This window comes from Leptospira sanjuanensis, from assembly GCF_022267325.1.
Lineage (GTDB): Bacteria > Spirochaetota > Leptospiria > Leptospirales > Leptospiraceae > Leptospira > Leptospira sanjuanensis.
In genome coordinates this window covers 3,933,003-3,958,157 of record NZ_JAIZBG010000001.1, presented here as the reverse complement: position 1 = coordinate 3,958,157, position 25,155 = coordinate 3,933,003, and the positions used below count along the sequence as shown (strand labels likewise).

Here is a 25,155-nt window from a genome sequence, read left to right as displayed (position 1 = left end):
TAAAACAAAAATCCCTTATACAAAGAGGTTTTTACGGGTTCGAATTGAAAAAATTTTTCCAATTCGATTGAATGATACGATTTTCCACTTTGTCTTCGGCGTTCCGACGACCTATGAATGAGAATACAGTATTTTTAGAAGAACTCTTGTACTCAAATGAAAATTCCGGAATCCGAATTCTTCTCCAAAAAAAGAAGATGTTTATGTTTGGGATAATAAATTATGTCGCAAAAGAAGAAATTAGAGGATTCCCGTATTTCGACTAACGTTTGTTAGTGTGTTTTTATCCGAAAGTATATTCAAATTTTAGAATATATCTTATAGAGAAAGGCGGAAAAACAATCTGGAAAGTGCGATGGTATCGATTCCGGTGATTCTTTTGTGAAGTTCTCCCTTAAATTCGAAGATCGCTTCGATTTTTGTGAGATTATTTTCGTAACCGGTACGCGTGTATTCGTAGATCAATACACGACTTACGAGTTCTAAGAATTCCTTGTAAGAAAAATTGTCCTTCCACTCGGGATGTTCGTCCTTGTAGGAAAGAATCCACGACTCGAGTTTCAAAAGATCAAGTTGTGTTTCCAGCCGATCTTTGATTTTTTCCTGAACGAGTTCGATTACTTCGGTCGGGCATTCGGAAGAAACTAAACTTCCTCCTTGAAACGGTAGCGCGATCGATCCGATGTTCGCCTGAATTTTTTTTAAATCGTTTTGATTCAAATATTGGAATGGAACACAGATCGCTCTACTCACGATCGTCTCTTTCAATTTGTCGATGTTGTTGACGATAAAGATGAATCTGGAAAACGGAGGAGCTTCTTCCAAAGATTTGAGCAACGCGGTTTCCGCTTCGTTGCCGATCAACGATGCATCCGGAAAAACGATAAAACGAAATCGGGAAAGATGAGGGCGATAGTTTAAGCGGGACCGAATCAACCATCGAATCGTAAATTCTTCCGGATTGTCTTCGCTTCCGATCGGAATGATCTTACCGCTTTCTTCCGGAAACCGAATGTAATCCGGATGCGAGTTGTGCATGAACGCTTTGCACGAAGCGCAGACTCCACAAGAAGTTCCTTCAAAGCATAATACATTCTTAATGAAACGTTCGGATGCGGATTCTTTTCCGGTACCGTCCGGTCCGTGAAAGATCAAAAGCGGTGGGATGGTCTCCGGTTTCGACGTGTATCTTTTTAAAAAAGTCAATGCGACTTCTTGTCCTAAAATATCGTCGAGTTGAAACGCGGAGGATGACATTCTTCTTAATAAACCGGGGTCAACCAGTGTCTGTATTTTTCTTCTTTATTGATTACGAGGTTGAAGAAGAGGCTTTGAATCTTTTTGGTGATCGGTCCCATCTCCGAGTTGCCGACTTTTCTATGATCGATTTCGGAAACCCAGGCGATTTGAACTCCCGTTCCCGAAAAGAAAACTTCGTCGGCGATATAAAGTTCGCTTCTGGATATGTCTCTTTCAACCACTTCGATTCCGTTGTCTCTTGCGATCTGAAGAACGCTTCTTCTTGTGATTCCTTCAAGAAGAGAAGAATTGATTCCCGGTGTGATGATCTTTCCGTCTCGGACTAAGAAGATATTCTCCGCCGAACCTTCACTTACAAATCCTCTCGCATCTAAGAAGATCGCTTCATCGAATCCGTTTTGAACCGCTTCCGATTTTGCAAGCGCCGAGTTCACATAGCCGCCGGAGACTTTGGACAAGGTCGGAATTACGGCGTCGTCGAATCTTCTCCAACTGGATACCATCGTTTTCAATCCGCGTTTCGTATCCAAGTAGTCGTTCAACTGAAGAATATAGATTGCGAGTTCGGTGGGAACGTCGTGAAAGCGAGGTGAAAGTTGCAGCGCAGAAGTATAAACGAATGGACGAAGATAAATATTCTCTTTGTAACCGCACTGACGAATCAAGTCGATGGTTATGTCTCTCAATTCTTCTTTTGTCTTATCCAACTTCAACTGCATGATCCGAGTCGAGTTAATCAGTCTTTGATAATGGTCTAAGATACGGAAGAGATAGATGTTATCGGTGTCTTTATCGTAGTAACCGCGGAGTCCGCCGAAGACGGTGGTTCCGTATTGAAGCGCGTGTGTTTGAATGCTGATCTTCGCTTCTGATTCAGGAAGGATTTTTCCTTCGAAATAGGATAGTTTCTTGATGGATTCTGCCATGGAACAGGAACCTGATAAGTGATATAATTCCATGAATCAATGTATCGGGTCTCTTGTCGATTCATCTTACGATCGAAGCTCGAACGTTGCGAAACATCCCATTCTAAAATTAGTAATTTATTTTCAGGAAGTTGAATCTCGATGATCGAATCCAAGAACCAATCTTTTTTCCCGAATCGTTTTGATTGTGTCGTTGTCGGCGCGGGCCATGCCGGTTCGGAAGCCGCTTACATCGCTTCTAAAGGTGGAGCGAAAACTCTTTTGATCACGATGAACTTGGATACGATCGGTCAGATGTCTTGTAATCCTGCGATCGGCGGTATCGCTAAGGGACATATGGTAAGAGAAGTCGACGCACTCGGCGGCATCATGGGCAAGGTGATCGATAACACCGGAATTCAATTTAAGATGCTCAACACTTCCAAAGGTCCGAGCGTTTGGGCGCCGCGCGCTCAAGCGGAGAAGAAAGAATATCAACTGAAAGTAAAACATACTCTCGAAGCGGAAAAGAATCTTTCGATGCGTCAGGATACGGTCGAAGAACTTCTCATCGAAAACGATCAAGTGGTCGGAGTAAAAACAGGCCGCGGTTTTGAAATTTATACGAACCATGTCATCTTAACCACTGGGACTTTTTTATCTTCTCTCGTTCATATCGGAACGTATCAAAATGAAAACGGAAGAATGTGCGAACCGACCGTCAAAGGTCTTTCGAAATCTTTGGCGAAATACAATTTGAAGTTGGGAAGATTGAAGACCGGAACACCGCCCCGCATTCATAAGAACTCGGTCGACTTGAGTGTGCTTGCGATTCAAGACGGCGATCTTCATCCTTCTCCCTTTTCTTTTTCAACGGAGAAGATCACTCGTAGACAAATTCCATGTTATATCACATACACGAACGCCGAGACTCATAAACTCATTCATGAAAATCTAAGTTTGTCTCCGATGTACTCGGGACAAATTCAAAGCACCGGACCTCGTTATTGTCCTTCGATCGAAGACAAGGTAGTTCGATTCGCGGATCGTGAGCGACACCAAGTCTTTCTCGAACCCGAAGGGTATGAAACAACAGAGATCTATCTCAACGGTGTTTCTACAAGTCTTCCCGAAGAAGTTCAATGGAAGTTGGTGCGTTCTCTCAAAGGTTTGGAGAATGCGGAGATCGTGAGACCCGGTTACGCAATCGAGTATGACTATGTCGATCCGACCGAGTTAAAGCCTACGCTCGAAACAAAAAAGATCAAAGGTCTTTATCACGCGGGACAAATCAACGGCACGACCGGTTACGAAGAAGCGGCCGCTCAAGGACTCGTAGCAGCTTACAGTGTTCTACATTCTCTGAAGAATTTAGAACCTTTGTTGTTCAAGAGAAGTGAATCGTATATCGGCGTGTTGATTGACGACTTAGTGCACAAGGGCGTTGAAGATCCTTATAGAATGTTTACTTCCCGGGCGGAACACAGACTTCTTCTTAGACAAGACAACGCCGATCAAAGATTGATGAAGTACGGTTACGAACTCGGTCTTGTCGATCAGGAAAGTTACGATCGGATGAAAGACCGTTACGAAAGAGTAAACTCGGTTCGTGAAAAGATTTATCAGATTCCGCTCAAACCTTCAAAGGAATTTCAGGATCTTTTAGATCAAAAAGGGATCACGAACTATAAGTTCGGTATGAAGTTGGATTCTTTTTTGAAACGTCCCGAGATTAAGATCGAAGACGTGGAGTTTATGCTTCCCGAAGTATGTTCTTGGTCTGAGTCGGAGAAAAATATTCTCGAGATGGAAATCAAATACGAAGGTTACATCAAACGGGAACTCGAAACGATTCAATGGAAGAATAAATATTTGGATCTTGCGATTCCGGAAGATATAAACTACGATTCTATTGCCGGACTCAAGAAAGAGGCGATTCAAAAACTGAAAACTCATAAGCCGATGACTTTGGAAAAGGCCGGTCAGATTTCCGGTGTGGATCCAAGCGATGTCGACTTGTTGTTGTATCACATTAAGGGAAAAAGAAAACAAGAAGCGGAGGCTTCTTGATCTTTGTCGATTCAGGATGTTATCTGTAGGAACTCCTACTTAAGTTTGAAGTCTGTTCTTATGATTTGCTGTCGGAGCACCGACAAGGAATCAGATAAGCTGATTATAGCTCCGACCAAACTCGGAATTTGAGTCACGTTTCATGTGAAACGTTTTTCAACAGCCCGGATATATCCGGGCTTTTTCTTTTTAACCTCTTTCGCTTGGGCCGAGATCAAAGATTTTTCTTATTTTGCAATGGAACACAATCGAAAACTGAATCGATTGGATCTCCTTATTTTCTGAAAGATATCTATGGAATATTTTTGTTTCTCTTTAGGTTCGAAAATTCAAAAAACAAGTAGGCCTAAGGTTCCGACGTTCAAAGTAGCTTCTCGAATAGCTACGAGCGAGCTTCATTGAATGGTAAAGATCATTTATTTTTCCGCGCTCCTTGATCGTTCCGCATTTAAATTATATCATCCTTCAACTCCCCTTCCCGAATCTCCGCTTGCTCTCCTCACATCTTTTCTATTCGGAGTTGAAGATGTATCTTAGAGGCGATTGAAGTTCAAAAGAATCACATCGGTTGAGAGAACCGTCTTTTCTCTTTGAAATCGGAAAGGAATTTATCGAAGCAAAATTCAGGTGAAGTGGTTGGGTCTTAAGAAGGAGATCTTACTAAGAGCCGATGCATTCAGATATGTGGAAAACCATAGATAGGTTGGATCGACGAGAATCGATTTAGTGACATCACTTTACAGACAAAAGTTAAAGGATATTAGGAAGATCCAAATGCGGGTCGGATAAACGGCAAAGCTTGCCCGCCGCCTCAATATTGGGGCGGCGTAAAAAGTAGAGATTACTTGTAAATCAACTCGTGAGTCTTTTGAAGTTCCCACTTGTTGTTCTGTTTCACGTGAAACGTGAAACTTTGGAGCTGACTGTTCGAATCGTAGTTCATTTGATTCTTTCTTTCTTGCTCACCCTGAACGTTGAGTCGTGTAAGCAACTTCCCCTTCTCGTCGTATTCAAACTTGGTCGAAGCGATTTGTTTTTTCTCTTCGTTATAGATATTCTGGATCAAGGCTTTCGGATTTTTTGCATCTTGGATCAGAGTAAACGTTTCGATTTCTTTCGAGTCGGGCCAGTTTGTTTGTCCGGACTTTGCAAAGTTCTTATCCCAAGAGATGATGTTGGATTTTAAAAGCAGTTTGTTCTCTTTATCGAAAACTTCCACGAGGTCGATCTGGCCTTTCGGATTGTAACGAAAGGTTTTCGTCTCAAGAAGAAGATTTTCTTTATCAAAGAGTTCTTCTCGAACAACTCTTCCGTCTTTGTATTGAAAGACGGTCGAGCCGTCCGCTTTTCCTTCCGCATTTAAGTAAGACTCTTTAATCAATTTTCCGGAAGCGTCATATTCGTACGTCGCGGTATAGACGACTTTGCCGTTTGCGTTCTTTACGATTTCTTTAACGGGACCGTTCGCATTGTTTCCAAAAACATACTGATCGATATGAGACCACTTGCCTGGAGTAACTGCGAAAATCATTCCCGGAAAAAGTAAAAGGGAGAATAAAACTCGAATCATACGATAACCTCTACACTACAATCATCGGAAAACAATCAAAAAGATTAACCGGCAAATCGGAGACGAGGGTTGAAAAAGCATTCGATTCTTCCGTGTAAATGCCTTGAAAGGAAATCGGGACGCGTTATTTTCTTCCGCACCGAGGAGAATTACAAATGAATTGGAAGAAGATCGCACTCGGCTTTTTAGGAGCCGTCGCATTGTTTTTACTTTATACGATCTTTATTACAGAAAAAGGAATCCAATCCTTAACACCGAAGGCTAAGTTCGAAAAGCGAGACTATGGGAAACTCGCTGAAGAAGCTTCGAAAGATTTACAGGCTTATCTAAGAATCAAAACTGTTCGCGGAAACGAAAAGCAAGCGGCCTTGTTTTTGAAAGGACTCTTCGATAAACGCGGGATCAAAACTACGATCTTTGAAGTTCCGGGTAAACCCGAGCGCGCGAGCATCATGGCGGAGATGAAAGGAAGCGATCCTCATGGCGGTCTGATTCTTACAAGTCATATCGACGTCGTGGAAGCCGATCCTGCCGAGTGGGTGGAACATCCTTTTTCGGGAATTAGAAAAGGGGACCGTATCTATGGTCGAGGCGCAGTAGACGTCAAAGGTCTCGGCATTATGGAACTCTATGCGTTCTTTCTAATCCACGATTCCGGAATCAAACTCAAAAAGAATCTAATGTATCTCGCAGTTTCCGATGAAGAAAGTCGGTCCGAGTTCGGGATGAGATTCTTAATCGCAAAACATAGAAACATTTTCAATGGATATGAATTCGTTCACAACGAAGGCGGAGTCGGTACGAAAGATGTCGTCATCAAAGGAAGTAAGATCTTCAACATTCAACACGCGGAAAAAGGCGCGGTATGGTTGGACTTGGAATCGGAAGATATTTCCGGTCACGGTAGTACTCCGCCGATTCAATACGCCGCATTGAGTCTGATCGATTTTCTTACCGAGCTCAAGAAGATGAATGAAGTAGTTATCATCAAAGACGAAACCGCTTCTTTCTTTTATCAAATGGGAGAAGTAAGTCCCTTTCCGAATTCTTTCGTCTTAAAACGTTCTCGCAATCCGTTGTTGGGAACGATCTTGAACGGAGTCATTCGTTCGAATAAACATTTAAGAGCGATGACAAGCAACTCGGTGAGTATTACAGGAGTCGATACGCATCCTGCCGGTATCAATGTCATCACTTCGAAAGCGAACGGAACGATCGATATCCGTATTCTTCCCGGCTTCAATGAGAATGAAATCTACGAAAAGGTAAAGAAGCTCGGTGAAAAATACAGAGTGAAAGTAACCGCGAGACATCTTGAACCTGGGACGACTTCTCCCGTTGATTCGAAATACTTTAAAATCTTATCGGGTGTCGTTCAACAAGTCGTGCCGGGCGCGGTGATTACTCCCTTCTTGTCACCGGGAACGACAGACTCTTCTTACTTGCGTCTTGCCGGCTTCCAGTGTTACGGTTTAATTCCGGCGTTGATGACTTCGGAAGAGATCGATGGGATTCACGGTAAGAATGAAAGTACGACGATCGAACACCTCAAAACGGGAATCGAAATTCTTCATAAGTCGGTGATCGAATTCAACAACGCCTCCGATTGATTTCATAAAGTTCAGGGTGAGAATTTGCCGTTCCACTCTGAACTTCCTTCTTTATCGCATTTCTTAAAGTAAGTCTTCAAAATTCGTTTTTAGATTTTAAAAATTGTTATTCGCGATCGTTGTTTAAGAAAAATTTCCGCTCAATTTGTTCGTCCTGAAATTCTAATCTCCGCTGAATTGGTCTGTCGTGAAATTTCAATCGAATGAGACGCTTAAAAATTTTGAGATTTTCAGAATATAAAAATAACATTTAGTTCTGTGGGAGTTCCCACAAATGATTCTTCATTGAATTCTTATTCAAGTTTTCCGTGATTGAAGATGTGTGAGTTCCTACAAATTATTTCTCTTTAGATCTACTCGAACGAATTTGTTCTTCAGATTTTGTATGAGTTCCCACAAATTACGTCGCATCCAATGTGAATAGACTCTTACAAAACTCTCAGTAATCTAGAATCGTAAGAGTTCCCACAAGTCACAGCGCTCTTCCTTTTCTTCTTCAATTTCAAGCCTTCGAATCCCTTTCTCTTCCGACAAATTCACCACTAAGTCATTCCATCCAGTCGAATCAAATCGAATTCGATCAAATTCTGTGAAGACACTACGAATCAAAATTCCACACTTGTTCCATGCAAGATCCGAAAGAATTCTCCATCGAATCGATTCAAGAAAGATTAAAGGAAAGATTTCCGAAAGAAACTGATGAAATAATTTATTTATTCGATTGGAAGTTGATTCTAAAGTTTGCGATTTTCCTAAGAGAAAAAAACGAAGCGGGTGGATTTTTTTCCAAAAGAGATTCGGAAGAAATTCTGGATCGTCACGTGTTGGAATCCATCTATCACGTCTTTGCGATCACGAAAAAAGTCGGCTCTTGGAAGGGAATTCAACTCGGAGACGCGGGAACCGGACCGGGAATTCCGGGCTTTTTCTTTCGCTGCTTGAAGGATCATCCGGTTGTCGTATTGATCGATTCTCAAAAAAGAAAACTTTCGCATACGGAGACTTTTGTTCGCTCGAACCAAATTACCGATGTAAAATTTCAATTCATCCGCGCGGAAGAATCAAAACTTTCTTTGAATTATGTCGTATCAAGAGGATTTATTCCGTATCCGTATAGCGTTGAGGCAGTTTGTAATCTCATCAAAGTTGGAGGGACTTATGTCCCATTTTTAGGAAAACATGATATAGATGCAAAGTTGGAAGAGAAGGTTCTTTCTTACTCCGGTTTTAGTTTAGAATCTTCGGAAGAATTGCCTTCTCTTGAATTTTTAGGCATGCGACATATTAAATTCTTGAAAAAGGTTTCTAGCCCGAGGCATGGTTATCCAAGAGCTTGGAAGGATATCAGCAAGGAGAGTAAGGGCGGAAATGGGAAAGATCGTATCGATTAGCAATCAAAAGGGCGGTGTCGGAAAAACGACAACCTCTATCAATCTCGCGGCCAATCTTGCTTCGATCGGAAAAAAGGTTTTGATCATCGATATGGATCCACAGGGAAATTCCGGTTCCGGTTTGGGAATCGAAATCAATACTCTCGGTAAAACATCGTATGAGTTGCTGTTAGGCGAATCTTCCGCGAACGAATGTATTCAAAGAACGAACGTAAACAATCTTCATATCATTCCTTCCAACATCAACTTGAGCGGCGCCGAGGCCGACCTTCTTGCCGAGGATCAAAGAGAATACAGATTAAAAAACGCAGTCTCGGAACTTCGCACGGAATACGATTACATTTTGATCGATTGTCCGCCTTCTTTAGGAATCTTAACGATCAACGCCCTTTGCGCGGCGGACAGCGTAATGATCACGCTTCAAACTGAATATTTCGCTCTCGAAGGTTTGACTCAGCTGATGAAAATTATTTCTCTCGTTCAGAACCAACTCAATCCTTCCTTGGAACTGGAAGGAGTTCTCCTTACCATGTTCGATAAAAGAACCAATCTCGCGAACCAAGTCGCCGAAGACGTTAAATCCTATTTCAAAGATAAAGTTTATACGACCATCATTCCAAGAAACGTAAAATTAAGCGAAGCCCCGTCATTCGGACAAACGATTATGAGTTATGATCCGGAAGGAGTGGGTGCGCAGAGTTACAGAAGTTTAGCTCTGGAAGTCGCAGGGAAGAATTAAGAATGGCTGTTAAACCCAAAGCCCTCGGTCGAGGGCTTGGAAATCTGATTCCTGTTAACGAAAACAAAACTCCGATGGATTCTTCTTCGGAAGGGGCTCTTCGTGAAATAAAGATCAGCGAAATCCGTCCGAATCCAAGTCAGCCTCGGAAAACATTTTCGGAAGAATCTCTTCGTGAACTTTCGGAAACGATCAAGGCGCACGGAGTCATTCAACCGATCGTCGTAAAACAATCCGATTCCGGTTATGAAATCATATCCGGCGAACGGCGTTATCGAGCATGTAAACTTGCGGGTTTCGTAAAGATTCCAGCGGTCGTTAAGAACGTTTCCGAAAATCAATCCATGGAAATGGCGATCATCGAAAATATCCAGAGAGAGGATTTGAATCCAATCGAAGAGGCGATCGCATACAAAACTCTTTCCGAAAAATTGAATTTAAAGATCACGGATATTTCCGCTCGTGTCGGAAAGAATCGTTCCACAATTTCTAATTTGATTCGTTTGCTTCAGTTGCCGGATTCCGTTCAGGATTTGATTAAGAATGGGAGAATCTCCGAAGGTCACGCAAGACCTCTTCTTTCTTTGGCCGATCGAAAAAAGATAGAACAACTCGCGTATCAAATCGCAGAGAAAGGTTTGACCGCGAGACAAGTGGAAGACTTGGTTTCCAATCTCACGGAAGAACGTTCTTCCGCTCCTGAAAAGAAAAAACCTCGTAAAGACGTCAACATCGTCGAACTCGAAAATAAATTCCGCAGAAAGTATTCGATGAAGATAGAAATCGGTCACAACCAAAGTTCCGGCAAAGGAAAGATGACGATCGCTTATCCGAATCTCGAAGCGATGGAAAAAATTCTAAACGCTTTGGGCCTCTAACGTATCAACTTTCAAAATCCGATCAAGTTGTTCACTTCGATCGGTTATTAAGATCAAATTAAATCATTCTAAACCCGTGATCGATTTCGGTGCGGATCGAGGGAAAACGAAATATTCCCACGATTTCGCATTCGCATACCATCGTGAGATTCTTATTCTCAAGAGATCGTCAAAGTCCAAGTCGTCCGAGCAAAGCCTTGGAAAACGTTCGAGCTTGAAAAGATACATAGAGAAATTTCAAAAATGCGAAATTCTAAAAAACCGCCAATCCAGAATATATTTCCAATGTGGAGAATTGTTTGATTTGTAACGGTTCTATAAAAGGAAACGGAACATATTCCGTTTTCCTTAAGGAAAAGAAAAATTTCTATTCTTGAATATCCAGCAACAAGCCGCGTATGTCCGTAAGTGATTTTAAAAGTTTAAATGCGGAATTCCCTTCGTTCATAATCAGTTCGGCTAAAATTTGAATTTTTTCGTCGATGATCTTCACGACGTGATAGATCTTCTTAGCCTCGCCTTTCATTCTTCTGGAAAGAGTTTCGACTCGCATGTTCTGATCGACTACGGCTTTTGTGATCGCTTGAACGTGTTTTTGATAGGCTTCTAAATTTCCAAGAGAAGGAAGGTCCAAAAATCGTTTTTCGATTTCAGGGAGTTCTCTCCAAAGTGAGTTTAGATCCTTTGTAGTATCGGAGCCGGATGGAACGATTTCTTCGAGAATATCTAGGAATGAAGAAGAAACGGTTTCCACTGTTTCCGTAGAAGTTGCGGGGCTTCCGCCATTTAAAGAAGAAACTCCGTTCTTCTTAGCTTTCGAAGCGTTTTTAGTTTCTGTTTCTTTTCGAGGAGGTTGGTAAGGCGGTATTAATACTTTCAATGTGCAACTGGGTTAATCTTACAATTGCCTTCGAATTGTACCCCTTCTTCCATCACGATTCTAGGAGATACGATATCTCCTTTCATTCTGCAGGATGCAAGTAGAGTGACCCGTTCGCTCGCGTAAATATTCCCGTTGATTTCACCGCCGGCGACCACAATTCGGGCTCTGATATCCGTATCGACGATTCCGGATTTACCGATTAGGACTTTTCCTTCGGTTTTTATCGAGCCGCGGAAAATTCCGTCGATTCTCAAGAGCCCGGAGAGTTTAAACTCACCGCTGAACTCGGCGCCTTCGCCGATGATACTATTTACGATTAAGTGTTCTTCTGTTGTGGCCATTCAGTCCTGAATTTGGTTGAGGAAAGCAAACGGATTGATCGCTCTTGTTCCAACGTGGATTTCATAGTGGAGCATGTAGTTCGGAGAAGCCTCAGTCTTGCCGACAAAACCGATCACTTCGGTTTTAGAAACTTGTTGGCCTTGTTTTACTTTTAAGCGGTCCATATTCGAATAGATCGTTTTCCATCCGTATTTGTGTGCTACTTTTACGAAGTAGCCGGTGTTTCTCGTATGGCCGATTTCATATACGGTTCCGGGAGCGGTGGCGAGAACTTCCGATCCTGCAAAAGAACCGATGTCCACACCGCTGTTGTATTCTCTTCTTCCGGTGATGGGATTGAAGTAGGCTCCGTATGGATAAAGAACATAACCTTTGACCGGCCAGATGGAAGGAGTTTGTTTTAAGATGTTCTTTCTCTTTTTAAGAATCGAGATGATATCTTGCGTGAGTTCGTTGCTGATTCTTAGATTGTGAACATCTTCTTTCAATCTAAATACGGCGGCGCCTTCGGGAAGGTCGTTCGCGGGAGAAGTGGAGGATTTCGGTTCGATGATGGACGGCGGTTGTGTGGAAAGGTGTTCGGCTCCTCCGATTCCTTTGGAGACTTTTGCAGGATCTCCGCCGAGTCTTACATAAAGTCTCGCCAATCTTCCGTAATAGTATTCCACGTATTCGTGAAGAGAATTGATTTCTTCTTTCATCTTCGCGGATTGGCGGATAAAGTCTTTGTTGGAAAGATTGAGTTCGGTCAACTGGTGAACGGATCCGCTATGGCTTAAAACATTGATGGAACTGATGATAAGAAGAATAAAAATCGTTCCGATGAAGATGGAAATCGCTCTGTAAGAGATGTGAAAGTTGATCGTTTTCTGTTCGGAGTGAGGAATGACCATTACGGTCAGTCTTTCTTTTCCCTTTCGATTGAGTTCGGAAAGTTTTAGATCCAGTTTGAGCTTGTACTCTTGATACTTGTAACGGAGTCTATAGTAAATGAGTGCGGAAGTTGCTTTAATATCCACGGTTTATGTCCCGAAACTTGGTTCTGAGCTGAACTCTTTGACCTGTCTGAAGAGATCCTAAAAAATCTCTTTTCAGTCAATCGAATTCACAAAAAGTGACTCACTAAAACCGGATTTCTATGGTTTCTATCGCCGATACACATTGTCACCTTGATATAATACAATCCCAAGGTCTGCAAATTGCAGATTCTTTAAAAAATGCTTCGGAATCCGGCGTAAAAAAGATCGTCCAAATCGGGATCGACCTTGAGAGTTCTTTACGCGCGCAATCGATAGCGAACGAATATTCGAATGATTCGTTAGAGATTCGTTATTCGATCGGATGTCATCCAACGGAAACGCATGAGTTTCCAAATAAGGAAGAAATTCTTAGACTCGTATATGAGAACTTAGGCGATCCAAAACTTTCAGCGATCGGCGAAATCGGTCTCGATTATTATCACACTGCGGATACGAAAAAACAACAGGAAGAAATTTTAGAAGCCTTTCTGGATTGTTCGTCTAAAACCCAATTACCGGTTGTGATTCATTCCAGAGACGCAAAAGAAGACACTGTTTCCATTCTTAAGAATTTTCGCGACCGCGCTTTCGGCGTGATTCATTGTTTTACATACGACTATCCGACCGCGAAAGCGTTAGTCGACATCGGGTATTATATTTCTTTTTCGGGAATTGTCGCTTTCAAGAATGCGGCGGAAATTCAAGAAGCCGCCCAAAAACTTCCGTTGGAATCGATGCTGATCGAAACGGACGCTCCGTTTCTGGCCCCTCCTCCGTTCCGCGGAAAAAGAAACGAACCCGCTTATATGAAATTTATTTTGGATAAGATGTTTTCACTCAGACAAGAATCGAATGTCGAAGTGGAACGTAAACTTTTTGAAAACAGTATTAAATTTATGAATCGTAAGGCGTACCATCACAATGCTTGATCTGCGTTATATAACTGAAAACACGGAAGACCTCAAAAAAGTTTTGGAACTCAGAGGTTTCAAAGAAATCGGAATCATAGATCAACTCAAGTCGATCATCCATAGAAAACGAGAATATCAGAAAGAAGCCGATAACCTTCGAGAGGAAAGGAACAAGGTCAGCAAAGAAGTCGGTAAAATCAAACAATCCGGCGGGGACATTACGGAAATTTCCGCTTCGGTTAAACTGGTCGGCGAAAAAATCAAAGAGATCGAAACCAAACTCGAGCTGGAAGAAAAGGCGCTTTACGATATCAATTTAGGACTTCCTAATGTTCTGGATCCTAAGGTTCCGGAGGGGAAATCAGAACACGACAACGTAGTTCAATACGAAATCGGAACGATTCCGAAATTCTCCTTTGCTCCCAAACCGCATTTTGAAATCGGAGAATCCCTGAACTGGATCAACTTTGAAAAAGGTGTGAAACTTTCAGGCGCGCGCGCGTACACGTATTGGAAAGACGGCGCGAGATTGGAAAGAGCCTTGATGAATTTCATGCTGAACGTTCACACGAAAGAACACGGTTATACGGAAGTTTGGGTTCCCGTGATGGTGAACGACGAATCGATGACCGCTACCGGACAATATCCTAAATTCAAAGACGAATTCTATAGAATCGAAAAGGATGAACTCAATTTGATTCCGACGGCGGAAGTTCCTCTGACCAATTTGTATCGTGATGAAATCATCCCCGAGGATCAACTGCCGATTTCCGTAACGGCGCATACTTCCTGTTTTAGAAGAGAAGCGGGTTCGTATGGAAAGGATACGCGCGGTCTTGTGCGCGTGCATCAATTTCAAAAAGTCGAACTCGTTAAGTTTTGCAAACCGGAAGATTCGGAAGAGGAACATAAAAAGATGTTGTCCCACGCGGAAAACATTCTAAAGAAATTAGAACTTCCTTATAGAGTGATTATTCTTTGCACCGGTGATATTTCCGCGAATTCTTCGATTACCTATGACATCGAAGTTTGGATGCCCGGTTTGAATCGGTTTATGGAGATTTCTTCCGTTTCCAACTTCCGCGACTTTCAAGCGAGAAGAGGACGGATCCGTTATAAATCGAAAGACGGAAAAAATCAGCACGTTCATACGATCAACGGTTCCGGTCTCGCGCTCGGAAGAACTTATGCGGCGATCTTGGAAAACTTTCAGAACGAAGACGGAACGGTTCGGATTCCGGAAGCGCTGAAGCCGTATTTCTAAATAAATCGAAAGCTTTGTCCGATTTCTGAATTTTTCGGCTCAGGTTTTTCTCAAAAAAACGGATAATGAACTTAGGGAATCTTTTCAGAATTCCCGGAGTCGTTTATGCGTTTATCTATTTCTCAAATCATAAAATCGTTCGTTGCGGTCGAAATCGAAAATCGAATGGTTCCCGTTTTCGAAACGATTCAGTCATCGCTGGACAAAAGGAACGGTTTTAAGTTTTTCGGAGTCTTGTTTTTGATATATTCTATTTTCTTAATATTTCTTTTGCCGTTCGAAATTTCTTCCCAAGCCGCGGAAAAAACCCGAACGTCCGCTAAACAAAAACCCGAAAAGCTCAGAGGCTCGATCAACACAGGTTTAAACGAATTTGGAATCAGTCTGACGGACGACGGAAACGTTCTCTACTTTTACTCCAAGAGGGAGAATTCTAATTATACCGACCTTTACAAATCGACCCGAGTGGGCGAAGAATGGACCAGCGGATCTGAAATCGAAATTTTAAATTCGAACTTTGACGATCAAAGTCCGTTCATCTTAAATAAAGAAGAAGGAATCATCTTCTCTTCGAATCGAGACGGTGCGATCGAATTTCAACTTTCCAACGGAAAGATCGGAGTTTCTCGCGATCTTTATTTTTCGAAAAAGGTGAATTCCTCTTGGGCCGCGCCCGTCGTGCTTCCGAGAACCGTAAACACCGAGGAGATCGAAGAAAATCCGTTCTTGTACAACGATCATTTGTATTTTACGCGTTATCCGTTTGCTCAAGTTGCGGAGGCCGATATTTTCGTTTCAATTTACAGAAACAAAACTTGGGAGAAGGCGACAAGTTTACCCGAACCGATCAACTCGCGGTATTCCGAAATCGCCGCCACAATCAGCAAAGACGGGAAGACGATTTACTTCTCTTCCAATCGGCCCGGCGGTTACGGAGGTTATGATTTATACAAATCTTCGATTCTTGCAAACGGCAATTATTCGGAACCGATCAATCTTGGACCGGAAATCAATACGCCGGGAGACGAAGCGTTTTATTTGGAGGCGGGTGACGGACGCACGTTTTATTTTTGCAGAAGAAGCGGCCGCGACTATGACATCTATTCCAATCTTTCCAATCCGTTTCAAGAATTGGAAAAAGGAAAATCCATATCGCTCGACAACATTCATTTTGCATTGGGTTCTTACGAGATTCTGGAGAATTCTTTTTCTATATTAGAAAATTTGCATTCTTACTTAAAAGACAATCCGAACGTAAAAATCAAAATCACGGGTCACACCGATTTGAACGGAGATCCTCAGGACAATATGGTTTTAAGCCGCAATCGGGCGAACGCCGTGAAAGATTATCTTCTTAAAAAAGGGATCGATTCCGGAAGAATCAGCACGGACGGAAAAGGAAGTTCCGAACCGGTCGTTCCGCAGAAAAATCCCGAGACGGATTACAAGAATAGAAGAACCGAGTTTCAGATCATCGGTCCTTAGAAATTGTGTTTTCGTTTTAAAAATGCTCTGGAAAAAAACAAGGTTCGATTCAGCATTTGTTTCATGTTCGAGAAAAGAATCCTTTGTCTGCTCTTGGTTCTCGTTTTTCCCTTTGCACTTTTTTCTCAATCGGAATACGCCGGTTCGAGATTGGAAAGGATTCTTTCCAAAAAGGAACTAGTAGTCGGCGTCAATAAGCAGTACGAACCGTTCTATATCGAAAATCCGAAAGAAGGTTATCCAGGAATCGACGCGGAGCTTGCAAAACTCTACGCGGATTATCTCGGCGTCTCTTTAAAGCTCGTTCCACTAAAAACGTTTCGTCAATTTTCGGAGGACATCAAAGCCGGTAAGATCGATCTCGCGTTAGCCGGAATGTCTACGGACCTAAACCGGGGAAAACAAGTTACGTTTTCGGATCCGTATCTCGTAACGACTCCGGCCGGTCTTGTGAGCAAAAAGATTCTTCCCCCCGAACCGGAAGGAAATATCGTCACTTCGAGACGTTTTATCAGCCTCGCGGATCTTTCCACCTTGAGCGGACTCGTAAGTTTTTCAGTTCGCTCCAATACGACGAATCACATTTATCTTCAGAAAAAATATTCCAAACTTCCGATTTATAGTTATCTTTCCGACTCGATAGCAGTCGACAATCTCGTAAGCAACAACGTGACTTGCTTTGTGGCGGACAGTTTTTTCATTCTCACCCTATTGCAAAAAAATCCTTCCTTACGAGCGAATTATCTTCCTCTTCTGGGAACCGTTCAGGAGGAAAATATCAGCGCAGCGCTTCCGCAGAATGATCTTATTTTTGCGGATAATTTGAACTTCTTCATTAAGGAATTGAAACGGACCGGTGTTTTGGAAGAGTTAAGAAGCCGATATTTTAATCAGAACAACTGGGTAAAATGATCCGTGTCCATCGACCTTTTTAAAAAGGCTTATCGCTTCTATTCCCTTTTGTTATTTTTAATTCCTTCTTTGCTTTTTTCCCAAGAGATCGAAGAAAAAACGAAGCTCGACTTTCAGGGAAATTACAGGGTTCGCGGATTCAATCTCGGTCGAGATATTTTCACTTCGCGCCAAACCGCCGCAACTCCTTACGACAAAGAAGCGTTCAAAACAGAAGAGCAACAAAGAAATCAAACAGCGGTCGACAACGAAGTCGCGGAAAGACTCAAAGGGAATCCAAGCACCTTGTCTCCTCGTAAAGAAGACATTTCTTACTTTGATACGAGAATGACCGTCAACATGAACTTCAACACTTCGAAATACTTTGAAGCGCTTTGGGGCGTTCAAGTCGGGGACATCACGTTCGGAGGAAAAGGGTTCGGTCAAAATTCTGCGACCGGTCCCGGACAAGGGGGAGAAGCAGGTTTTAGCGCCCCCGTGAACATTCAAACCACGTTTTTATATTTGAACTTTAAACTTCCGGAAGACGCGTTTAGTTTGCGGGTCGGTCAGCAGCTTTTTTCTTCTCCGAGAGGAAGGGTCGTGTTTACGCCTGGAACCGGCGTTACGATCAACAAAGACTTTCGTTTATGGAACACGACGATCGAAGCGGGTTGGTTCGTTGCAAGGCAAAACGCACAGCTTGATTTGGATAAGAATACGTACGCGGATAAGAATTACGTCGGCACGAATATTTACTTTTACGAAATCAAAACGAGTTTTTTCAACAACGTAAAGCACGAACTCTATTCTTACTTTTTGGATGATACGATCAACTCGATCGATAAGACGACGAACGCGAAAGGAAACGTGATCGCTCTGGATAGCGAAGTCGGCCAGTTGTTTTGGCACGGTTTTATGAACGAGATCAACTTGTCCAATTTCGGATTTGTCGTTCACGGAATTTACAATCACGGAACGGTTCATGCGTTGGATCCGTATCGAGACAGTGCGGGAAACATATTATACAACCGATACAGCAGACACGGAATTTCCGGCGGAATGGCTGATCTTCAATTTTCGTATCGTTACAGTGAGAATCTTACTATCAACTTGATCGGAGTCGGAAGTACGGGGCGCCCCGGTTTTGATAAGGACGGAACCAAAGCCAACCTTCGAGGCGGCGGTTATAAAACCTTGATGCCCGGGTATTCCATATCCAACATCGCAAACGACTTTACCGGCGGTTACGCGCTTTTTTCGGGAAAGGATTCAAGCGGTTTATATGAGTATGGAATCAACGGAGACTTTGTCGTCTACGGTCCTTTGCTCTTGACCTTGGGTTATTATCGTTTGTATGGAACTCGATCTCCGTATATCGAAAACAATCGTTACTTCAATTTTGAAAACGGATATAAGACTAACGCTTTTTTCGGACACGAAGTCAATATCAACTTACGATGGAACGCGTTTCGGGATATGCAGATTCTGATGAGATCCGGTTACTTCGTCGCGGGCGACGGGTTAAAGGCTTACTTGGATACGACGCAGGGAAAAATTCTCAGGGAATTTTTCGTAACCGCGGAACATAGATTTTAAGAATTCACTTAAAGTTGAAGTCGGGAGCGGATCGCCCTTCCCAAAGTATATTGATCCGACAATTCGATCGAACCTCCGACCGTAATGCCGTATGCGATCCGAGTTACGTTCACCGAAAGAGGTTTGAGTTGGTTCGCTAAATAGTCCGCAGTCGCGTCGCCTTCCAAAGTCGGGTTGGTCGCGATCAAAACTTCTTTCACTTGTTCCGGTTCGATTCGCTCCAAAAGTTCTTTGATGCGAAGGTCTCTCGGTCCAACTCCTTCCAAAGGAGAAATGACTCCGTTTAACACGTGATATTTGCCGTGAAATTCTCTCGTGTTCTCGATAAAGAAGATGTCTTCCGGTTGTTCGACAACACAAAACGTATGTGTGTCTCTTTTTTCGGAAGTGCAAATGTCGCAAACTTCCGTTTCCGCATACGAACCGCATCGTTTACAGAATTTGATTCTGCTTTTGGTATCCGTAAGTTGATGAACGAATTGATTGAATAGTCCTTGTTCCAAACGCAAAAGATGAAAACTGATTCGAAACGCGCTCTTTCTGCCGATTCCGGGAAGGGAGGAAAGCGCCTCCACCATTTCGTCAAGAAGATGATTAGCCAAGATTTCCGCCGAACATTTTAGAAATTTCTGAAAGATCCAAACCGCCCGAAGCAGATTGAAATTCGTATGCGGTCGCTTCTCTCGCTTTTTTAAGAGCGTCGTTTGTTGCGGCCATTACGAGGTCTTCGAGCATTTTGTTGTCGTCCGCGTCGAACAGTTGTTTGTTGATGAATACGTTCGTGATTTGGCCTTCTCCTGTGGCTGTAACGGTAACCATTCCAGCTCCCGCGTCGCCGATCACGCGAATCGCAGCGATACGTTTTTTTACCTCTTCCATTTTTTCACGGAAAGCGCCCATGTTGGAAAGAAGTTCGGAAAAGTTTTTGATCTTATCAAACATAACGTTAAGAATCCAGTCTCGGAATTTTACTTCGATCGACTTCCGTCCCAAGAAATTTTTTCTTTATCTCGGTGCTCGTATCGAATTTCTGAGGATTCGCTTCGGAAGTAAGAGAAGGTTTCGAACTTTCGGCCGACATCGATTCCATGTTTGAATCCTGTTCATTAGACTCGAAATGAGATTCCATCGCTTGAGAAAGCGGATCATCTTTTTTTTTAGAAGCTTCGCTTTGAGGAGTGTTTTTAACGGAAGACTCGGCGGATGCGACAGGATTGCGACGTTCCGCTTCGGGAGCGGCGTTCTTAGAGCCTTGGACCATCAAAATCAGATGATTGATCCGATCGACCAAACCCGCCAAACTCGGATAAGTCAATTCTTCAACCAGCTTCTTGATTTGGATTTCCGTAAAGACCTTGATCTCGAAAGAGTTTCTCAGACGGATCGTTTTGATTCTTTCGTAAATTTCGAAAAGTTTACCCGAAAGAAAATTGAGTTTGGAAGAATCCACATTCTCAAAATCGGATTTCATTTTCACGAGATCTTCTTTCGGAAAGTTGACGGACTCCGGATCGGCAAGAGAATCGCGGATCAAGTTTAAAGTATGAGTGAATTCGATCGAGTCCCATAGGAATTTGTAAATGTCCTGACCTTCCTGATAAAGCGACTCGAGAATTTCAAGAGCCTTGGAATGATTGTCGGGGTCCACGAGACTTTTGATAAACGAAGTCAAGAATTCGATACCGTGATAACCGATCATCTTTCGGATTCCGGCTCCGAGAAGTTTGGAATCGGTGAACACGATCGCTTGTTCCATAAAGGAAAGCATATCTCTGACGGAGCCGTCGCCCTTCTTCGCAACCCAGAAAAGCCCTTCCTGATCGTACTGTACGTTTTCTATCTTACAGAGTTTTTCGGAATAATCCTGCAGAACGGATAAAGGAACTTTTTTAAAAATAAAATCCTGACATCTGGAAAGAATCGTCTCGGGAATTTTATGAAACTCGGTCGTTGCTAAAACGAAGACTATATGAGACGGAGGTTCTTCGAGTGTTTTTAATAGAGCGTTGAACGACTGGTCCGTCAACATGTGGACCTCGTCTATAATATAAACCTTATATTTCCCGCCCATCGGCGCGAACTTGACGTTGTCTCTGAGCTCGCGGATGTTTTCGATGCCTCGGTTGCTCGCGGCGTCGATCTCGAGAACGTCGCTGGAAATTCCGCGCGTGATCTCGACGCAGGAAGAACATTCGTTGCAAGGTTCGTTGTCGGTCGGGTTCTGGCAGTTTAAACGTTTTGCGAGAATTCTTGCAATGGTAGTTTTACCCACTCCGCGCGGACCGAAGAAGATATAAGCGTGACCGATTTTGCCGGATTTAAGAGCGTTTTGAAGGGCGCCTATGGCGAGGTCTTGATGGATTACGTCCCGAAATCTCTGCGGGCGATACTTCCGGGAAAGGACTTCGTGAGTTCCTGCCATAATACGGAGTCGGAGAAGCCGGGATTCGAACCCGGGGTGCTTTTGGCACACATGCTTTCCAAGCATGCACAATAGACCACTCTGACACTTCTCCTGTTGCTTTCAGGAATTCTGTCGAGAGGCTGTACGTCAATTGAATTTCTTTCTTCTGGCTTTGAAAAACGACTTGAACGCATTTTTCGAAATCTCAGCCGGAATACAAATGAGTTCGGGGAAAAAATTTCGAGAATAGATCGTTTCGATACTCAGAGAAGAAATTCCTTCTCCCTGTTTTGCAGGCAGAAGATAAATTACTTTCGGAATTCTAGAAAGAAGAATCGTTCCCGCGCACATCAAACAAGGCTCTAAAGATGTGATGAGAATACAATCCGAGAGATAACGAGTTTTCAGTTTTTCCTTCGCGTCTCGAATACAAAGAATTTCGCTATGAAAGGAAGAATCCTTGTTCTTCTCCACTTCGTTCAACGTTTCGCTGACGAGCTCTTGCTTGTGATAAATTCTAGTAAAGCTGGGAATTTCTTCTCCTGCGTGCAAAACGAGATTCTCCATTCTCTGTATAAAGTCGGAAAGAATGACATCGCCTAACGAAGAATTGAAATTCTCGCCGATAGAAATGCCTGCATTCGTAAGAATATGTTTTTTTCCAACTCCATTCTTATCATTTAGAGATCCGCGCATAGAGATACTCTACAAATTCTTCTTGATCGGACCTTCGGTAAATGGTTTTTTCTACGGAATGATTCTCTCCGCGAAGTTTTTACATAACGAAGTCTCGGAAAACAGAAACAATTCCGTCTTAATCCGTCTGAATTCCCCCACCGGAGCGGCTAATCCCGATCGAAGACCGATCGTATTAGGATTGGCGATCGATAGAAGCTGGTCGATGAAAGGAGAAAAGTTGGAAGCGGTCATTCAAGCGGCTTCCTCTTTGGTCAACTGGTTGACTCGAAGAGATTTTCTTTCCATCGTCGCTTACGCGGAAGACATTCACGTAATTCAACCGATCGTACAACTCGTCGAAAAAAATTCGATCGTCAATCGGATTCATACGATTCTTCCGGGAACTTCCACAAACTTATCGGGGGGATGGCTGCACACGTTACGCGGTTTGGAGATGTTTTCCGATCCATCCGTTTATAAACGCGCGATTCTATTGACGGACGGAAATCCTACGCAAGGGATTACGGATCCGGTGGATCTGATTCAGATCGCTTCCGATCATTACAAAAAAGGAATATCAACCACCGTTATCGGTTTCGGAGACGACTTCAACGAGATTCTTTTGAAGGATATTGCCGATGCCGGCGGCGGAAATTTTTATTACATAGAAAGTCCGGAAGGAACCGGAGATATTTTTTTCCGCGAGTTCGGAGATATCGGTTCCTTATACGCGCAATCCATCGAGACGAAAGTTTTGTTCGGGAAAGACGTGGAGTTCTTAGAATTGATAAGCGACATTCCCTTTTATACCGAAATGGATCCGGATCAACCGAGCAGAATCAAATCGGTCGTTCTTCAATGCGGAGATATGCGCGCGGACGACATTAGAAACGTCGTGGTTCGGGTCAGGACACATCCTGAAAATCTGATCCACAATTCGGATCAAATCGGGGGAATCAAAATATCGAGTTCGTTTTACAATCTTAGCGATAAGATGAAATTGGAAAACGTCGAGTTCGAGTTAAAGCCGGATTGGAAATCCCAATCGGTCAAAGAAGACGCGGACGTGATCGTGGAAACGATCGTCGCAAAATCGGGAAAGGCTTTGAAAAAGGCCAGTTCCTTGATCAAAGAAGGTTCGTTGGAAGAAGCTTCTAAAATCCTGAGTGCGTTGATTAAGGAAGTGGATCATCAGATCGATCTCGCCCCCGAAGTTATGAGTTCTTTGAAATCGCGTCTGGAGGCTCTGGAAGCGAAGATTAAGGAGAATTCGAAAACGGCCGGAAAACATCTGATGGCCGGCGCTTCGGACATCCAATATAGAAACATCGATCCCATTTCGGAGGATATCGAATATCACGATCAAATCTTCGTCTATAAATCAACGGGAGATATCGATTTGTATAAATGTCCCGAGTTGAAAACCAACATTCAGGAAAAAATGCACGAAGGGTTTCGGTTTATCGTCATCAATCTGAAAGCTTCCTCTTATATCGATTCGTCGGCGATCGGCACCTTGATTCAGATTTCAGGTTGGTTGAAAAGAAGAGGCGGCGAGTTGGTCGTTTCCGATTTAAGAGATTCTGTGAAAAAGGTTTTCTCGATCACAAGATTGGAAAGTCACATTCGGGTCGCGGATACGGAAGAAGCTGCCCGGATCGTCATCAACGATGTGATCCAGGAAAGAAGCCTTTGAATCACATCGCAAGCGGCCGAGCTATTCTTTGACTTCGCTTTCCGCTTCGATTACCGCTTCTCTGATTTCATCGTAGAGTTCGGGCGGAATGGCGATTCCTTTTTGAGTCGGTTTTTTTTCGCCGTCTTTGTCCGTATACCAAACTCGAAGGTTCAGATATTTAGTTCCTTTGTATTCGGATACTTCCACCCGAATCACTTCTCCTCTGCCCTTGTCTACGTCACGGATAATTCCCATTCACAATTCTCCCGGAACCGCACCCGAACTTAGGAAGGCTGCCGGTGGAGCCGACATTCAGGAGACGATTCACAAATGCACAAATAAATGTAATTCTTATACCAGTAATAACAACGGATGCAAATTTCATCGATCCGTTTTTTGATTCGATCAGGATTTCAAAATAAAAAAGCCGAAAGAAATCAAAATTTCCTTCGGCTTCGAATTTTAAGAATTTAGAATACGATCAGTATGTTTCAACGAACAATTGGTGAGCGCCTTCTAAGTGGTGTTTGAATTCTTCGTAGGTTCCGGTGTCGCCCGCGATCTTTTGAATTTCTTCGATCACGCCTTTTTCCATTCCTTTCGGTCCGCCGCAGATGTAGAAACGTCCGCCGCCGTTCAGAATTTTTTTCACTGCGTCCGCTTGTTCGCGAACCCTGTGAGAGATATACATTCTTCCGCCGTCGAAAGAATTTTTTTCCTCTCTGGAAATCGCGGTAACGAGTTTGAAGTTTTTATGCTTTGCTTCCAATCCGCGGAGGTAATCCATCATTACGAGTTCGTCGGAGTAAGGCGCTCCGTAAACGAGAGTGATGTTTCCCGTGAAGTTGATGAGCTTATGTTCCAGAAGTTCTTCGCTCATTCCGATAAAAGGAGCGATTCCGGTTCCGGTTGCGAGAAACATAATGTCCCCGCCGAAGTCCGCAACGGGAAGAAGGAATTTTTTTCCGGAAGGTCCTGTCATTACGACCTCATCGCCGGGTTTCAGATCGCACATATAGTTCGAGCAAACGCCTTTGAATTGGATGTTTCCGTTTTCATCATATACGTTGTCTCTTTTGATGATGAATTCGATGTTGTCTTCCTTCATTCCGAAAGAGTAACTTGGAGAAGCGATGGAATAAAGACGCACGGTGTAACCGACATCCGCAAGACCTTTCGCTTTTTTTTCCGGATCTTCTCCCGGAGGAATTACGCCGCCGCTTTGTCCGATTACGTACGGATACGCGGAGTGATCGATCGCAAGCGTGATTCTATGAACGAGCGATTCTCCTTCTTTTTTGGGTCTTTTTCCTTTTCCCGTTTCCGGAGTTAATAAAACGTTACTGATTACTTTTGCTTTATACGGATTCGATTTTTTGAATAAATTGATTTGAGGTTCTCTGATCGGTTTCATGAGCGCGTACAATTCCTAAAAATGAAGAATTTTCCAAATTTCCTACATGGTTTTAGGGGAAGGCATTTCGTCAAACGGGATATTTCTGCAAACTTGAAGCTGTTTCAAAATCGGGATTTTCATCGATCAAAATGTGCAAATGCCGCACGAAGCGGTCATTTTGA

At 43.1% G+C, this 25,155-nt stretch carries 23 protein-coding genes and 1 tRNA gene; 11 read left to right on the top strand and 13 right to left on the bottom strand.

Annotated elements, in window-relative coordinates:
- Positions 1 to 318: 318 nt before the first annotated feature.
- Complete coding sequence (locus LFX25_RS17965) at positions 319 to 1,257, bottom strand: hypothetical protein (RefSeq protein WP_238731454.1); 939 nt, start codon at positions 1,255 to 1,257, stop codon at positions 319 to 321.
- A 5-nt stretch (positions 1,258 to 1,262) separates the two neighbouring features.
- Positions 1,263 to 2,186 (bottom strand): branched-chain amino acid transaminase, encoded by a 924-nt coding sequence (locus tag LFX25_RS17960; RefSeq protein WP_238731453.1) that lies wholly within the window; start codon positions 2,184 to 2,186, stop codon positions 1,263 to 1,265.
- A gap of 141 nt (positions 2,187 to 2,327) precedes the next feature.
- Between LFX25_RS17960 and mnmG the strand changes: the two genes are divergently transcribed.
- A complete protein-coding gene (gene mnmG, locus LFX25_RS17955) occupies positions 2,328 to 4,235 on the top strand; it encodes a tRNA uridine-5-carboxymethylaminomethyl(34) synthesis enzyme MnmG (protein WP_238731452.1) in 1,908 nt (635 codons plus the stop codon).
- A gap of 841 nt (positions 4,236 to 5,076) precedes the next feature.
- On the opposite strand, the gene LFX25_RS17950 is transcribed toward mnmG, so the two are convergent.
- Positions 5,077 to 5,805, bottom strand: a complete 729-nt coding sequence (locus LFX25_RS17950) for a hypothetical protein (RefSeq protein ID WP_238731451.1) — start codon at positions 5,803 to 5,805, stop codon at positions 5,077 to 5,079.
- Positions 5,806 to 5,960: 155 nt separating this feature from the next.
- On the opposite strand from LFX25_RS17950, the gene LFX25_RS17945 reads away from it, so the two are divergent.
- The 4 genes from LFX25_RS17945 (at position 5,961) to LFX25_RS17930 (ending at position 10,423) form a co-directional block, all read left to right on the top strand.
- Complete coding sequence (locus LFX25_RS17945; RefSeq protein WP_238731450.1) at positions 5,961 to 7,415, top strand: M20/M25/M40 family metallo-hydrolase; 1,455 nt, start codon at positions 5,961 to 5,963, stop codon at positions 7,413 to 7,415.
- Between the two features lie 626 nt (positions 7,416 to 8,041).
- Positions 8,042 to 8,806 (top strand): RsmG family class I SAM-dependent methyltransferase, encoded by a 765-nt coding sequence (locus LFX25_RS17940; RefSeq protein WP_238731449.1) that lies wholly within the window; start codon positions 8,042 to 8,044, stop codon positions 8,804 to 8,806.
- The gene (locus tag LFX25_RS17935; protein ID WP_118954512.1) at positions 8,784 to 9,545 is read left to right on the top strand and encodes a ParA family protein; all 762 of its coding nucleotides are present in this window, start codon (positions 8,784 to 8,786) and stop codon (positions 9,543 to 9,545) included. The genes LFX25_RS17940 and LFX25_RS17935 overlap by 23 nt, the downstream gene beginning before the upstream one ends.
- A 2-nt stretch (positions 9,546 to 9,547) precedes the next feature.
- Positions 9,548 to 10,423, top strand: coding sequence for a ParB/RepB/Spo0J family partition protein (locus tag LFX25_RS17930; RefSeq protein ID WP_238731448.1), 876 nt, complete (start codon positions 9,548 to 9,550; stop codon positions 10,421 to 10,423).
- A gap of 367 nt (positions 10,424 to 10,790) precedes the next feature.
- Here the strand turns inward: LFX25_RS17930 and LFX25_RS17925 are convergent, their stop codons facing one another.
- The 3 genes from LFX25_RS17925 to LFX25_RS17915 are packed head-to-tail and all read right to left on the bottom strand — an operon-like array spanning position 10,791 to position 12,667.
- Entirely contained in the window at positions 10,791 to 11,303 is a 513-nt protein-coding gene (locus tag LFX25_RS17925) for a YaaR family protein (protein WP_238731447.1), read from the bottom strand.
- Positions 11,300 to 11,647: a bactofilin family protein gene (locus tag LFX25_RS17920; RefSeq protein WP_010573154.1), complete on the bottom strand. Its 348-nt coding sequence runs from the start codon at positions 11,645 to 11,647 to the stop codon at positions 11,300 to 11,302. Before LFX25_RS17920 ends, LFX25_RS17925 begins: the two co-directional genes overlap by 4 nt.
- Positions 11,648 to 12,667 (bottom strand): M23 family metallopeptidase, encoded by a 1,020-nt coding sequence (locus tag LFX25_RS17915; protein ID WP_238731446.1) that lies wholly within the window; start codon positions 12,665 to 12,667, stop codon positions 11,648 to 11,650.
- A gap of 119 nt (positions 12,668 to 12,786) precedes the next feature.
- Here LFX25_RS17915 and LFX25_RS17910 point away from each other — a divergent pair, with 119 nt between their 5' ends.
- The 5 genes from LFX25_RS17910 (at position 12,787) to LFX25_RS17890 (ending at position 18,817) form a co-directional block, all read left to right on the top strand.
- Positions 12,787 to 13,596, top strand: a complete 810-nt coding sequence (locus LFX25_RS17910; RefSeq protein ID WP_238731445.1) for a TatD family hydrolase — start codon at positions 12,787 to 12,789, stop codon at positions 13,594 to 13,596.
- Positions 13,589 to 14,842: a serine--tRNA ligase gene (serS, locus tag LFX25_RS17905; RefSeq protein WP_238731444.1), complete on the top strand. Its 1,254-nt coding sequence runs from the start codon at positions 13,589 to 13,591 to the stop codon at positions 14,840 to 14,842. Before LFX25_RS17910 ends, serS begins: the two co-directional genes overlap by 8 nt.
- A gap of 165 nt (positions 14,843 to 15,007) precedes the next feature.
- The gene (locus LFX25_RS17900; RefSeq protein ID WP_406600541.1) at positions 15,008 to 16,327 is read left to right on the top strand and encodes an OmpA family protein; all 1,320 of its coding nucleotides are present in this window, start codon (positions 15,008 to 15,010) and stop codon (positions 16,325 to 16,327) included.
- 63 nt (positions 16,328 to 16,390) lie between these two features.
- The gene (locus LFX25_RS17895) at positions 16,391 to 17,239 is read left to right on the top strand and encodes a transporter substrate-binding domain-containing protein (protein WP_238731442.1); all 849 of its coding nucleotides are present in this window, start codon (positions 16,391 to 16,393) and stop codon (positions 17,237 to 17,239) included.
- 3 nt (positions 17,240 to 17,242) lie between these two features.
- On the top strand, positions 17,243 to 18,817 hold the full coding sequence (locus tag LFX25_RS17890; protein WP_238731441.1) for a hypothetical protein: 1,575 nt from the start codon (positions 17,243 to 17,245) through the stop codon (positions 18,815 to 18,817).
- Between the two features lie 8 nt (positions 18,818 to 18,825).
- On the opposite strand, the gene recR is transcribed toward LFX25_RS17890, so the two are convergent.
- From recR to LFX25_RS17865, 5 genes are all read right to left on the bottom strand, one after another.
- Positions 18,826 to 19,419 carry a recombination mediator RecR gene (recR, locus tag LFX25_RS17885; protein WP_255717858.1) on the bottom strand — a complete coding sequence of 198 codons (594 nt, stop codon included), beginning with the start codon at positions 19,417 to 19,419 and terminating at the stop codon, positions 18,826 to 18,828.
- Entirely contained in the window at positions 19,412 to 19,759 is a 348-nt protein-coding gene (locus LFX25_RS17880) for a YbaB/EbfC family nucleoid-associated protein (protein WP_238731440.1), read from the bottom strand. Before LFX25_RS17880 ends, recR begins: the two co-directional genes overlap by 8 nt.
- Before the next feature lie 4 nt (positions 19,760 to 19,763).
- Positions 19,764 to 21,239 (bottom strand): DNA polymerase III subunit gamma/tau, encoded by a 1,476-nt coding sequence (gene dnaX, locus LFX25_RS17875; protein ID WP_238731439.1) that lies wholly within the window; start codon positions 21,237 to 21,239, stop codon positions 19,764 to 19,766.
- Between the two features lie 10 nt (positions 21,240 to 21,249).
- Positions 21,250 to 21,333, bottom strand: a tRNA-Ser gene (locus tag LFX25_RS17870).
- Between the two features lie 35 nt (positions 21,334 to 21,368).
- The gene (locus LFX25_RS17865; RefSeq protein ID WP_406600540.1) at positions 21,369 to 21,788 is read right to left on the bottom strand and encodes a nucleoside deaminase; all 420 of its coding nucleotides are present in this window, start codon (positions 21,786 to 21,788) and stop codon (positions 21,369 to 21,371) included.
- A gap of 187 nt (positions 21,789 to 21,975) precedes the next feature.
- Between LFX25_RS17865 and LFX25_RS17860 the strand changes: the two genes are divergently transcribed.
- Positions 21,976 to 23,595: an anti-sigma factor antagonist gene (locus LFX25_RS17860; protein WP_238731437.1), complete on the top strand. Its 1,620-nt coding sequence runs from the start codon at positions 21,976 to 21,978 to the stop codon at positions 23,593 to 23,595.
- 21 nt (positions 23,596 to 23,616) lie between these two features.
- On the opposite strand, the gene LFX25_RS17855 is transcribed toward LFX25_RS17860, so the two are convergent.
- Positions 23,617 to 23,832: a transcriptional coactivator p15/PC4 family protein gene (locus tag LFX25_RS17855; protein WP_118954526.1), complete on the bottom strand. Its 216-nt coding sequence runs from the start codon at positions 23,830 to 23,832 to the stop codon at positions 23,617 to 23,619.
- 226 nt (positions 23,833 to 24,058) lie between these two features.
- On the bottom strand, positions 24,059 to 24,991 hold the full coding sequence (locus LFX25_RS17850; protein WP_238731436.1) for a ferredoxin reductase domain-containing protein: 933 nt from the start codon (positions 24,989 to 24,991) through the stop codon (positions 24,059 to 24,061).
- Positions 24,992 to 25,155: the final 164 nt, after the last annotated feature.